The organism is Polynucleobacter sp. AP-Sanab-80-C2, from assembly GCF_035012965.1.
GTDB lineage: Bacteria > Pseudomonadota > Gammaproteobacteria > Burkholderiales > Burkholderiaceae > Polynucleobacter.
The window spans coordinates 14,972-28,614 of the sequence record NZ_JAYGQS010000004.1 but is presented as its reverse complement, the minus strand read 5'-3'; the positions used below and the strand labels follow the sequence as shown (position 1 = coordinate 28,614).

Here is a 13,643-nt window from a genome sequence, read left to right as displayed (position 1 = left end):
GCGGCAAATCGCTCGGTGGGTGCCTTCAAGCGCGATCCCAACCATTCGCTCGCATCGCCGCTAAACGCGCGTGATGCGTTAAATCTAATTGCATAGGGGTAATCGAAATGCAACCATCAGTAATCGCATGAAAATCGGTCCCTTCGGAACCTTCCTTTACTTCGCCTGCCGCACCAATCCAATAAATCTTCTCACCGCGCGGGCTGTCTTGCACGACAACTGGCTGAGAGTGGTGGCGATTGCCCAAACGGGTCACACGCCAGCGATTGAGATTTGCATAAGGACGATTCGGAATATTGACGTTGAGTAAAGTTGCAGTGCCATCGTTATGCGAGAGCTTGGATGCCAACATCTGCACTACGACATCATGCGCTGCTTTAGCGGCATCTTCAATACGATTCCAGCCCCGATCAATTTGGGAGAAGGCAATGCCAGGCACACCAAACATCACACCCTCAATTGCCGCAGCTACTGTACCGGAATACAGCACATCTTCACCCATGTTCTCGCCTTGGTTAATCCCTGAGATCACTAGATCAGGTTTTTCATCCAAGAAACCAGTCATTGCCACATGGACACAATCAGTCGGGGTGCCGTTAATAAAGAAGAAACCGTCACGTTCACCGCCAGCCACACGATGAATCGAGAGCGGTCTTGAAAGTGTGAGTGAATTCGAAGCACCGCTATGGTTTTGCTCTGGAGCAATCACGGTAATACGACCTAAAGGGCACACCGCATTGACTAAAGCCAATAAACCAGGAGCCAAATAGCCATCGTCATTCGATACCAGAATATGGGGTTGTTTAGACATCACTACACCAGTCCTGGCTTGTGCTTTCCGCGTGATCTCATGGCTGCATAAATCACTGGTAACACTAATAAAGTGAGGACTGTTGTAGTCACCATACCACCCACAATCACCAGAGCAAGCGGACGCTGTGCTTCAGAACCAATTGAATGTGACAAGGCAGCCGGCAAGAGACCAAGTCCCGCTAACATTGCGGTCATTAACACAGGGCGCACACGTAATGCTGCGCCATCAACCATCGCATCCTTCATGGCGCCATGCTCTTCCGCTACGGTTTTATTAATATAAGAAATCAGAATCACGCCATCCTGAATTGCAATTCCAAACAGTGATAAGAACCCAAATAGCGCAGAAATACTCAAGGTTTCACCACCGAGATGCAAAGCGATGATGCCGCCAATAGCAGCAAACGGAACGTTGATCAATACAATGACTGCGTCACGGAAATTACCCAAGGCAGTCACAAGTAATAAGAAGATCGCCACCAGAGTTAATGGAATGATCACCATTAATTTTTGTTGTGCTGCCTTCATCTGATTAAACTGACCATCCCAAGCAATCATGTAATTCGTAGGCAAGGAGATGTTCTTTTCCACTAAGTACTTAGCATCTTCGACAGCGCTACCTAAATCACGACCACGCACACTAAAGATCACCGCAATGTAGCGCTTACCTGCTTCGCGGTAAATAAAGAAAGGACCATCGGTGAGCTGTACTTTGGCAACCATTGCCAAGGGTACTTTTTGACCGTTTGGCGTATCTACCAATAAATTAGAAACATCCGGAATGTCGTTACGACTAGCTTCATTCAAACGTACCGCAATACCAAAGGTTTTCTCATCTTCCAAGAAATTAGTAACGGGTGCACCACCAATGGAGTTAGCCACCACCGTCTGAATATCACTTACATTGACGCCATAACGCGCAGCCTTATCGCGGTCAATTTGAATATTTAAAGTAGGTTGACCTAATTCTTTGAGGATATTTTCATCCTCGATACCGCGCACTTTCTTGAGCTGCGCCACGACTTCGTGGGCTTTCTGACTCAAGACTTCGAGATCGGATCCAAAGATCTTGACGGAGTTCTCGCCCTTCACGCCAGAGAGCGCCTCATTGACGTTATCTTGAATATATTGCGAGAAACTGTAATTCACGCCAGGAATCTTATCGAGTTCAGCCTGCAAGTGTTTAATCAAGAGATGTTTATTAGTGCCTTTAGGCATCTCTTCCGGTGCTTTCAAATACAGACCGTACTCTTGGTTAAATACGCCCGTCGAATCTGTGCCGTCATCTGGTCGACCAATTTGGACTGCTACCTTTTCTAGTTCAGGCTGCTTTAGAAAGGTTTCGCGTAACTGGTTAGCGACTTTAATGGAGTAATCCAGATCTACTGTATTAGGCAGAGTCACCCGCAGCCAAATATTATTCTCTTCAAGCGTTGGCAAGAAGGCGGTTCCCAAACGGGTTGCGCTCAATAAAGTCAACCCAAGGATGAAAATAGAAACAGCGATGACATGGCGTGGATGATCCATCCAGTTACGCAACAAGGGGCGATAGCGCTTGAGCATCCAGGAAATAAACTTTGGTGGCTCATGATGAAAATTTTCACCAAAGACATAGGACATTGAGGCCGGCAGGAAGGTCAAACTCAAAATAATTGAAGCAACCAAAGCAAAGCCCATCGTGAAGGCCATGGGCTTAAAAATAATGCCCTCAACACCACCCATTAAAAACAAGGGTGAGTAGGCTACGATGATGATGCTAGTTGAATACACCATGGCACGTTGTACTTCGCTCGTTGCCAAAATGATGCTTTGATTGACCCGCTTACCACCCTCTTCCATATGACGCATCACATTTTCGGTGATGATCACGGCTGCATCCACAATCACACCAAAGTCAATCGCCCCCAATGAAATCAGGTTTGCTGGCACATTAAAGAGATACATCATGATGAATGAGAAACACAGTGCCAGCGGAATCACTGCAGCAACCACTGCAGCTGCGCGTAGATTACCTAAGAATACATAGAGTAATACCAAGACCATGGTGATCCCAAAGAACATGGTGTGCTTAACCGTGCCTACAGTGATGTCAAGAAGAACTTGACGGTCATAGAATGGTTTTACCTGTATACCAGGTGGCAAGATGTGATTATTGATATTGGTAACTTTTTCACGAACGCGAGCCAAGACTTCAGAGGCGTTCTCACCCCGACGTAAATACACAATACCTTCTACTGAGTCTGGATTGTTATCAAACTGAAAGAGACCCAAACGTGGTGCATTACCAATCTGTACTGTTGCCACATCGCCAATGCGCACAGGCACACCCTTATTTACAGCGATGATGACTTGTTTAATATCTTCAATATTTTTCAATAAGCCCACACCACGCACCACAAATTGCTGTTCACCACTAGGTAGTACACCGCCACCGGTATTGTCGTTAGCCTTAGATAAAGCCTCGATTAATTGTGGAACAGTAACGCCCTTGGACTGCAAACTCTCTGGACTCACAATCACTTGATATTGACGCACCTTGCCACCGAACGAAGATACATCGGCGATTCCTGGGGTCTGCTTGAGTTCTTTGTAGATTTCGTAGTTTTGTAGGGTCTTGAGGCGAGTAGGCGATGCGTAATCAGAAGTCACTTGATAGCGCAAGATCTCACCCGTCGCATCTGAATCTGGGCTAACACTAGAACTCACGCCTGGCGGGAACGTGACATTACCTAAATTGGTAATGAATATTTGGCGCACCTTAAACGGATCAGCGTTGTCATTAAATTTAAGTGTGACAACCGATAAACCAAAAAGAGATACTGAGCGAAATGCTTTTACACCCGGAATACCCGCTAAGGCATTCTCAACCGGAATGGTAACTTGTTGCTCAACTTCAGTCGTACTTCTACCAGGCCATTGAGAGATCGCTTGGATCGTCAGCGGCGCAACGCCAGGATATGGCTGAATCGGTAACTGTTTTAAGCTAAATGAACCGAGCACCAACAGCACCGCTGCGGCAAATAGAATAATGACGCGCTTATCTAAAACTCCCCGAATGAAGGAGGTAACAAAACTCAATTATTCCTCCTGCTTAGCAAAACGGTCGTTCAGTAAGACAGCGCCATCAGTTAACACTTTCATACCAGGCTCTAGACCTTCAGTAACTGCAAAACGCTTACCATCGAGGTCATACCCTTTTACAGCAAAGCGACGGAAAGTATCTGCACCCGTTTTGATGATGGCGTAACGCATCTCACGTACCCGTACAATTGCTGATTGCGGAACGACGACTGCCTCTGACTCACCCGTTTTGAGTCGGGCATTAACGTACATATCTGGGCGCAATAGTCCATCAGGATTTTCAACATCGCAGCGAATCAACAAAGCATGAGTCTCTGGGTCAATCGCCGGCGCAATGTAGTTAGCGGTAGCAATAAACTCTTTGTCTGGATAGGACTCTGAGCGCAGAATCATCGTCTGCCCTTTTTGAATCTTACGAATATCTTGCTCGTATACATTACCTAAGAACCATAGCTCTTTAGGATTAGCCAAGGTTACCAAGACATCGCCCGCATTCACAATTGAGCCGGGATCAACAGCGCGCTTGACGACTACCCCTTGTAATGGTGAGCGCATGACCAAGTTGTATTGAGTTTTTCCTGTCTTATCTAAAGACTTTATATCGCCATCACTCGCACCTAAATTACGCATCCGGTTTGCGGCAGCCTGTTGTGTGATTTGAGCATCCCCCAACAGGTCGCTCATTGTCTTATTGGCTTCCAGCACTTTGGACGTTTTTGATGACAGCAGATACTCTTGTTGTGCCGAGAGGAACTCGGGGCTGTACAACTCAATAATAGGCGAGCTCACTTCCACTTGAGCACCATCAAATGCGTAAATGCGCTCCACCCTACCAGGAGCCCTAGCGGAGAGCACTTTCGATTTTTCAGCATTAAATGCTAAACGGCCAGGAACCTTCAGCTCGACCGCAACTTGTACTTTTTGCGCATCTTGGAATACATAGATACTGGGATTGAGTTCCACGCCTGGCAACTTAAGCTCCATTGCGCCAGTACTTTCAATCGACAGTGATTTACTACTCTTCTCCAATTTGACTGGACGGTTCACGTTCACAAACAAACCAATCACAATACCGAGCATCAGAATAGATACGCAAATCAATATCAAGCGCAGGCGAGCGCGAGTCTCTAATGGCAATGCCCAGTAAGAGCGATGGATCTCATTCGTATTAGCTTCAATACGAGCGACAAACCTGTCCTTGAGCTTCTTAGCCTCTTCAGTAGCGCGCTTTAGGATGTTCAGTAACTTGTCCTTCAAAACAACTCCTTAAAAAGGTTCTTTGCCAGCAGATACCAGCAATACTGCCTGGGCCTGCATTAGATTTGCCTCAGCCAAAGCCAACTGCACCTCTAAATTACGCAACTGTGTCTGGGCAGTCAACAAATCATTAAAACCTTGACCATTATTGGAATATTGAACCAAGCCTACTTTATATGCTGCATCCGCCTGCGGGACTTGTCTCTCTTTTAAAAACTGGGTTTGAACCTTGGCCTGCTCATAAGCAGCATAAGCGGTATTGACCGCCAAAACAATCTGTTGGCGATTAGAAATGTTGCCAGCTTCAGCAGAGGCTTGATTGCGCTGCGCCTGCTCTACCCCATACTTCTCTTTGGTAAAGAAATATAGAGGAATAATCAGGTCTAATTCAAACTGGTAATACAAGGCACCGTTGTTCGATGCAAAGGGACCGCGTGGCGTATAGGAGGAACCAATCACCTGAAAATCTGGCAAGTACGCTTTCTTGGCAAGGTCCACACCCTTACGCGCTGCATCTAACTGCAAGGCAGAACTCTTTAAGGCTGGGTGACTACTCTCTGCATAGTCCTCTAACTCCACTAATGTTGGTACGCCGGTCATTGCGCGACGTACATCACCCCGCAGCACCAACTTTTCTCGAGAGTGTCGACCTACTAAAGTATTGATGTTGTTGATCGCTACTTGAAGCTGACGGTCAACGTTGAATTGATCTGCCTCGGCAGCACTTTGCGCAACTTGCGCATTCAGGTATTCAACATAAGCGGCAGCATTATTTGCATAACGTGCTTTGGCAACATTCTTAACCATCTCTAGGCGAACTACAGACTCCTTGAGAACTTGCAATTGTTTTTGTGCAGCGAGTGCGTTGTAGTACAAGCTTGAGAGCTGCGCACCCAATTGCAAATACGTTGCTTCAGACTGCGCTAGCAATGCCTCAGCATTGGTGTCGGCAATATTGGCTGCCAAACTTCGCTTACCCGGAAACTGAAACGGCTGTGCAATCGAGATGGCATTGTTATTACTCACGTTAGGATTAGTACCTGCAGCACCCAAAGCTAATGGGGATCCTACTGGCATGCCTGACCACACTAGTCCAACTTGAGGATTGGCAGGGGCTGCAATCTGAGGCACAGTTGCTTTGGCAGATAAGTAGGATTCACGCAAAGATGAGAGCTGAGGATTATTAATCTTCATCTCATTCCAAAGCTGACGCAGATCCATTTCAGTGGGACCGCTTGCAACAGGCTTGGCATAAATCTTGGGTGTATTGGCTTTTGTTACTGGCGCAAATAATTCATTTGCTTTAGAAGGCTTGTCTTGACCGCTTAACTGAGCACCAATTGAGGGCGGAGTACTTAATGGTGCATCGCTAGTTTGGACGGTGACACTTGCTGGCGGAGTATCACTACCAGTAGACTGAGCAAAGGCGGCAGAAAAAGCAGAAGCAAAGAGAGCAAAAGTGATTCTTTTGACTATGAATACTGCGCTAATTTTGCTTGTGCCGTGAATCAACAAATGCGGCCGCCTCTAGATCAATAATGCTGTTTTTATAGCCCCTGATGCAGATTTTGATCACGCATCTACCTGTTACAGGGGGTTTAAAGGATTATAGGGTAGAAAACGCAAATGTCGAATTATTGACGATTGCTATCTCTTTGATTCTAAAGATAATAATGAAGTCTTCAGGACGTCCACACCCCGCCAAACCCTTAAAACTCAGCATGAATCCTGAAAGACACGATATTTACAGGGCCACGGGCAGAGTTATAGGCAGGATTTTGAATATGCTGAAAGTTCACGCCGCCAAGAACATTTTTCACAAGCAGGGCGTTGTAGTACACCTCGCCGATACGCTCTGGGCGATAAGAAATAGTCTGCGATGCGCTCGCATAGTCACCAATAAAGTAAGACACGCCACCTGCTTGTAGATAGCCTCTTCTGTAACTCGATAGGCCGTTTTGCATCATCGAGATTCCGATACTATCGCTTGGACGACTCCAAGAAGTGCCATTCATACCCATACCCACTGAGACGGAGTTATCGGCTTCAGTGAAAGACATCGTTTCTGTATGACCATCGGATGTGAATGCGCGGCCATAGATACCCAAGTCATGAGTCAGCGCTTGTTCCCCATGAATACCAACACCCGTTTTGTATTGGTAGTTGTTACGTACGTTGTTAATCGCTTGCGTGCCTTGCGCATTATTAGCAATCACATAATTGCTTGCATCCTGAAAGCGCGCCAAGATCATTCTGTTGCGATAAGCTAAGACGCTCACCTTACCTGGCAGATCAGCAATATGGTGCTGACGCTCTACTTCCACCTGGTCACCGTAGGTGTTAAAGATTTGCCAGTTCAGATCACGACCATTGGGGTTTTTTGGTGCCAACATGCGTGAGGCGCGCAAGACCCAATTATTTAAATACCACTCGCCCGCCAAACCAGTACTGTAGCCACGGGCATCAGCAGCATAGTCATACGCCAGATAAGTCATATTGCCCCAGTTCATAAACTGGATGCGGGGATCTTTTGCATAACGACTATCGTCAAAAATATCTAAAGTAGAAAATTGACCGGCAGTAATCACCACTCGATTGCTGCTGACGGTTTGCGTAATTTGATTCGCATCATCCTCAAGCACCACCTTATCGCCCTCTTGGTTGATGGTATGACGCAAGAATGCGCGTGCAGAATAAAACTTGGCTTGAGCGCCACCCGCTTTGGTAGCCTCACCGTTTGTAAAGCCGCCAAGACCCGTTAGGCCAGAGAATGGCACACCAGAAATCACTTCTGGGTTGAAATAAAAATCGGTGTCAGGTGCCAAGCGCGCACCAAAGAACAAAGTACCAGACCAGGTATAGCTCATTGACTTCAGAGCACTCATACTATTAAGACCTGAATAGCTGGAGGTGAAATTGTTATAACGCTGATTGATATAAGTGCTTTGACCGTGAATATTGACGGGCAGACCAAAAATCTCACCTTCAGTTGGTAACCAAGAAAGGTCGTTAGCAAAACTGGCAATTTGGTCAGCGCCTGACCCTGCCCTCTGCGCAAACGCAGAAGCTCCAAGAAAAGTGCACAAAATGCTCAACAGGAGAAGGAGATAAAACTTGCGGATCATTCGCGATGTCTTTGGGTGCCAGTGCATCAAAACACTGGCTACATACCGGTAGAGAAAACTAGACCTTCACACCGAAGATTAAAACCCCAGTGTGGCGTAGCCCAAATTATCCCCAAAAAGGAGCAATTTACCTAGTTTTTATGTCTCAGGCATGACAAAAGTGTCATGCCTGGCGGGGGATGCGCCTCAGTCTTTGAGACCCAATAGTTTTGCTGGGTTCTTTTTCATCATCTTATCGATGTCTGTTTGTGACACACCTGCAGCTTTAACTGCTGCAATTTCATTCTCAACACCATCTGGTGGAGTCATCATGCCTTGCTGACCTAAGTCAGTTGAAAGTACTAAATGGTCTGCGCCAATTTCTTTGACCGCTTTAGCAACCACGGTGGCATCAACCTTTTCCCAATGCGTCATCCATTTGTACTGCGCTGTAGGACCGGTCATAAATTGCAGGTAGCAAATTTCAATATAGGCGCCCATGGAAGTGACTTGCTTAGCTTGCTCCCAAGATAGGCCTGGGATATTGGTTAGGCCATGGGTAATTAAAATATTTTTCACGCCCAATTCTTTTGCGCGCTTGACTACTGCCACTACTTCTTCTGCAGAGATGTGACCTGTCGCCAGAATCAAATCCTCACGAGCAATGATTTTTAATACTTCTTCAAGCTCTGGTGTGACTTGGCCATTAGGCGCAACCACGATGCCAGATTGGTTCTTATCAACTAAGGTCTTGACATGCTTATCAGAGTCAAAGGTAGGTAGCCATACCACTTTGCCGCGACCACCAGACATCCGGTGCATCCACTCCACTGCAGAAGGATTTACACCGCCAACGGATTTATTTAGAACAATACCGCCCCACACTTCAATGCCGGGGACTTGTTGCATTACTAAAGCAGCGCGATCATTGGTAGTGACCACATGGTTTTTAATCACAATACCGCGCATACCTTTGCGACGAGCAATAGTGGCTAACTCGTAATCGGTTAAGGATCTACCAAATACATCTGGATCAGGATGCACGTGCATATCAATCACACCTGCTGCAGGACTCACTTTTGGTGGTGGCGGCGGAAAGCCTACTTGTGCCTGAGTCATATTTGAGGTCAATATCAAACCAGCACTCATTAAGCCGGCTACTAAGACCTTGGTGGACTGAAATTTACGCATGAGTCATCTCCCTGATTAAACTACTTTTTTGTAATCAGTTGACTCTAATGCATCTATCGCAAAGGGTATTTAAGTAGTTCCCCTAGGCGATGCGGTCATACAGTGTCTAGCAGCAACTCATCCAAATAAGTCACTGTGACTTCCCAAGCGAGCAAGTCTCAATGTTTGATGATCGGGCTTCTTATAAATCAGTAGGACATCGGGCTTAATATGACATTCACGATGACCTTGCCACTCACCAATCAAATAATGGTCCCGCGAATGAACTGGCAATATTTTGTCTAATCTCAAAAGGTCTATGGTTACCAATAGAAGTTGCTCAATATTATTTTTATGTTTTGGGTTTGCATAGATTCGTTTGAAGTCTCTTTTAAATACAGAAGATCTTTCAATCATCCGCATGTAAATCCGCCATCAGTGCTTTACTGGTTTTAAAACGTTTACCTTTTCCCGCCTCGAGCTCGGCTATTGCTTTTCTGGTCCTGGCATTGGGAACCTTTACAGCAAAGGGTAGTTGCTTTTCATCTGCTATTCGCAACATCAGCATTCGAATTGCATCAGAGATAGATAGGCCCATTGCCTCAAGCGCATCGGAAGCCCTGTTCTTTGTGGCCATATCAATCCTGGCCCGGACATAAGTATCGGCAATAGTCATTTGTCTCTCCTTGCAAAGGGAATATACGAAGTATCATTATGTAGTCTCATTGTGACTACATTTTAACACAAAATGAGCCATAAAAAAGGGGGCTCAGAGAGTGATAGAAGGACGATACAGCTGCGAACTTATTCGTACCGGAACAACGCTTGCTTTAATGCTTATCGCTTCAAATCACGATAGAAGTTTTCGTGAACCCCATACCCCATCAGCACAAGCTTAGATCCATCAAGACTGACGGAATAAGCTAACAACATCTGCTGCGTTAGATGTCTAAATTTAAATACCTGGATACCTGTTAAATCGCCTTTTTTCATCTCACCCTGAGATGGGTCAGCAACTATGCTCTTGACGGTATCATCAAGAGTCTTTTTCTCAGCAGGCGATATCTTCTTAATAGCCCTATCAAATCTAGGTGTCGTAAATACAATCATCCGAATTTATAGGGATTTAGATTGCCAACCTTCACCTCTTCGATGCTGACCAACATATCCTGCAACATATGAACTGGTAAGTCAGGATTCTCCTCTGCGACTTTACCTAAACGAGCCCAATACTCAATCTGCTTAGGAACGGAGCGATGCATTGCCTGTGCATAAGGCTTTGCATCCTCTACTAAAAGATCAGATAACTTGATAGCTATAGCCATAATTACCCCTCAATAAATATAGATGTAATTTAACACAAAAGGTTGCAATTTGCAACCTTTTGGCATTTGAGGAATTTAGGAAATAAAAGACTAACGACGATCCATGAGAGCCCTGGCCAAGGTACCTGCATCCACATACTCGAGCTCCCCACCCACCGGAATACCGCGTGCAATACGTGTGACCTTAATGCCTTTGGCTTTTAGCACTTCACCAATGTAATGGGCTGTTGCTTCGCCCTCACTCGTAAAGTTCGTTGCTAGCACCACTTCTCGAATCGGCACACTAGTATCTGGGTTCTCTATACGAGTGAGTAAGCGATCAAAATGAATTTCATTAGGACCCATACCATCGAGTGGTGAGATGCGACCCATGAGGACAAAGTAATTGCCCTTAAAACTCAAAGTCTGCTCTACCATCACTTGGTCAGCAGGCGTTTCTACAATACACAGCAGTGATGGGTCACGACGACCATCAGAGCACGTGCTACAGATTTGCGTTTCTGAAAAAGTATTACAACGGGCGCAGTGACCAACGGTCTCGACCGCTTCGCCTAATGATTGAGCAAGCACTGCTGCGCCATTGCGATCATGCTGTAATAAATAAAAGGCCATGCGCTGAGCCGATTTAGGACCCACTCCAGGCAATACCCGCAATGCCTCGATCAAGCGACCGAGTGCATCTTGAGGTGCTTCTATGCGCGCCATCTATTTAGGTAGTGAAGAAAAAACTAACAAGGTCAATTAGAACGGCAACTTAAAGCCCGGAGGCATTGGCATGCCAGCAGTAGCGCCTGACATCAATTGCCCGCTAGCCGCTTCTACTTGCTTAAATGCATCTGTATAAGCAGTAACGATTAAGTCTTCTAACATCTCACGGTCATCCATTGCGCCTGGATCAATCTGCACCCGCTTGATCTCGTGCTTACCAGAGACGGTCACCTTGACTAAGCCACCAGCAGCTTGACCAGTAACTTCTAGCGCAGCCAATTGCTCTTGCGCTACTTTCATCTTCTCTTGCATCTGCTGAGCCTGTTTCATGAGACCAGCAAGTCCACCTTTCATCATCGCTTTATTCCTCAGTACTTATGTTGATTGCTTATGTTGATTACTTATGTTGCTTACTATGATTAATACTTATGAATGAATTTAAAGAGGCCAGATTACAGTGGCTTGACTGAGCCACCAACGACTTTAGCGCCAAACTCTTTTTCTAATTGCTGAATAAAAGGATCGGCAGCAATCAATTGCTCAGCATTCATTCTTTTTTCTTGATGAATCTGTGCATCTACTTTGGCAACCGTCTTACCTTCTACTTCACCTTTTTCAATCACGATCTTGACTGTCTTACCAAAGTGCGCAGTCAGTGCATCAGCTAGGCGGGCGATAGAAGCCTCGGAGGCTAACTGCGGCATTGGAGTCAGAATGCTTGCTTTCACAGCCGCAGGGGAATCTGCCCAATCTTGTAACTCTGTCTGAAATGCCAATTGCTGCACTAAACCTTTGACTGGTAACTGACGCATCAAGCTATGCCAATCGGGACGCTCGGCAGGGTTACCAACTGCGCTAGCGGCAGCGACCGGGGCAGTTGCAATAACAGGAGTAGGAGTAGAAGCAGAAGCAGAGGCAACCGACTTAGCGCTTGCAGATGCTGGCGCTACTTTAGCGGCAGGCGCAGAAGCTACAGAGGATGAACGGGCAGTATTAACTGGTGGTGCCGATGGTGCTGAAGGTGTGGGAGTAGAACCTCCTCCACCACTATTACTATTTCCAGGACGAAACGCCAGCATGCGCAAAAGTGTCATGGCAAAACCAGTTTGCTCATCGGGTGCGAGCGATAGGTCAGGACGGCTTGTAATCGTAATTTGGTAGAAGAGTTGTGCTTCTTCTTTGGTGAGTTGTCCTGCTAAGCGACGAATCTCACCTGCTTCTGGCCAATCCTCTAAGACAGACTCTGGCACGACTTGGGCTGCTGCAATTTTTTGCAACAAGCTAGATAAGTCTTGTAACGCCAATGAGAAAGACATGCTGCGCTCACCCATTTCATTGGCAACTGCCAAAAGGCTTGCGCCATCTTTGGCAATGATGCAATCTAAAATCCGAATGAGGTATGCATCATCTAATGTGCCGAGCATACCGCGCACCGATTCTTCGGTGACCTTACCTGCAGCATAAGCAATTGCTTGATCTGTGAGTGATAAAGCATCGCGCATCGAGCCTTGCGCTGCTTTTGCTAAAACACGCAGTGCATTAACTTCATAGGTGACTTTTTCTGCGGCGAGTACTTTCTCTAAGTGCTCAACGATCAGTGGTACTGGCATTTGCTTGAGATTGAACTGCAAGCAACGCGACAAAATGGTCACAGGGATCTTTTGTGGATCCGTAGTAGCTAGAATAAATTTAACGTGCTCTGGCGGCTCTTCTAATGTTTTGAGCATGGCATTAAAGGCATGATTGGTGAGCATATGCACCTCGTCAATCATGTAAACCTTATAGCGACCATTACTCGGTGCGTAGGCTGCTTTTTCCAGAAGTGCAGCAATATCATCTACACCGCGATTACTCGCTGCATCCATCTCGATGTAGTCAACAAAGCGACCTTCATTAATCTCTAAGCAAGATGGACATTTGCCGCAAGGCTCTGAAGTCATCTTGCCCGATCCATCCGATCCTGTGCAATTGAGCGCTTTAGCCATAATGCGCGCAATCGTGGTCTTACCGACTCCACGAGTACCCGTAAAGAGCCACGCATGATGTAAGCGACCCTGATCTAAAGCATGGGTTAAGGCTTTCACCACATGGTCTTGCCCCACCAATTCGGAGAATGTTTTAGGGCGCCACGAACGGGCTAATGCCAGTGCTGTCATGTCCTACATTCTAACAAGCTAAAATGGAA

13 protein-coding genes are annotated in these 13,643 nt (G+C 46.3%); all 13 read right to left on the bottom strand.

All coding sequences use genetic code 11. The annotated features are described in order from the left end of the window. Positions 1-25: 25 nt before the first annotated feature. Entirely contained in the window at positions 26-811 is a 786-nt protein-coding gene (surE, locus tag VC178_RS07260) for a 5'/3'-nucleotidase SurE (protein ID WP_323482063.1), read from the bottom strand. Positions 812-813: 2 nt separating this feature from the next. Next, positions 814-3,891, bottom strand: a complete 3,078-nt coding sequence (locus VC178_RS07255; RefSeq protein ID WP_323482062.1) for a CusA/CzcA family heavy metal efflux RND transporter — start codon at positions 3,889-3,891, stop codon at positions 814-816. Next, a complete protein-coding gene (locus tag VC178_RS07250; RefSeq protein WP_323482061.1) occupies positions 3,892-5,151 on the bottom strand; it encodes an efflux RND transporter periplasmic adaptor subunit in 1,260 nt (419 codons plus the stop codon). Positions 5,152-5,160: 9 nt separating this feature from the next. Next, positions 5,161-6,666: a TolC family protein gene (locus tag VC178_RS07245; RefSeq protein WP_323482060.1), complete on the bottom strand. Its 1,506-nt coding sequence runs from the start codon at positions 6,664-6,666 to the stop codon at positions 5,161-5,163. A gap of 194 nt (positions 6,667-6,860) precedes the next feature. Next, complete coding sequence (locus tag VC178_RS07240) at positions 6,861-8,276, bottom strand: carbohydrate porin (protein ID WP_323482059.1); 1,416 nt, start codon at positions 8,274-8,276, stop codon at positions 6,861-6,863. Between the two features lie 186 nt (positions 8,277-8,462). Beyond that, entirely contained in the window at positions 8,463-9,446 is a 984-nt protein-coding gene (locus tag VC178_RS07235; RefSeq protein ID WP_216176656.1) for a DUF6282 family protein, read from the bottom strand. A gap of 117 nt (positions 9,447-9,563) precedes the next feature. Continuing rightward, positions 9,564-9,848, bottom strand: coding sequence for a type II toxin-antitoxin system YafQ family toxin (locus VC178_RS07230; RefSeq protein ID WP_216176658.1), 285 nt, complete (start codon positions 9,846-9,848; stop codon positions 9,564-9,566). Then, positions 9,835-10,101: a type II toxin-antitoxin system RelB/DinJ family antitoxin gene (locus VC178_RS07225; RefSeq protein ID WP_216176660.1), complete on the bottom strand. Its 267-nt coding sequence runs from the start codon at positions 10,099-10,101 to the stop codon at positions 9,835-9,837. The genes VC178_RS07230 and VC178_RS07225 overlap by 14 nt, the downstream gene beginning before the upstream one ends. 161 nt (positions 10,102-10,262) lie before the next feature. Next, entirely contained in the window at positions 10,263-10,535 is a 273-nt protein-coding gene (locus VC178_RS07220; RefSeq protein ID WP_215294966.1) for a type II toxin-antitoxin system RelE/ParE family toxin, read from the bottom strand. Beyond that, positions 10,532-10,750, bottom strand: coding sequence for a TA system antitoxin ParD family protein (locus tag VC178_RS07215; RefSeq protein WP_215294968.1), 219 nt, complete (start codon positions 10,748-10,750; stop codon positions 10,532-10,534). The genes VC178_RS07220 and VC178_RS07215 overlap by 4 nt, the downstream gene beginning before the upstream one ends. 90 nt (positions 10,751-10,840) lie before the next feature. After that, positions 10,841-11,455: a recombination mediator RecR gene (gene recR, locus VC178_RS07210; protein WP_216125552.1), complete on the bottom strand. Its 615-nt coding sequence runs from the start codon at positions 11,453-11,455 to the stop codon at positions 10,841-10,843. A 36-nt stretch (positions 11,456-11,491) separates the two neighbouring features. Continuing rightward, entirely contained in the window at positions 11,492-11,815 is a 324-nt protein-coding gene (locus VC178_RS07205; RefSeq protein ID WP_323482058.1) for a YbaB/EbfC family nucleoid-associated protein, read from the bottom strand. Between the two features lie 95 nt (positions 11,816-11,910). Further along, positions 11,911-13,614 (bottom strand): DNA polymerase III subunit gamma/tau, encoded by a 1,704-nt coding sequence (gene dnaX / locus VC178_RS07200; protein WP_323482057.1) that lies wholly within the window; start codon positions 13,612-13,614, stop codon positions 11,911-11,913. Positions 13,615-13,643 lie beyond the last annotated feature (29 nt).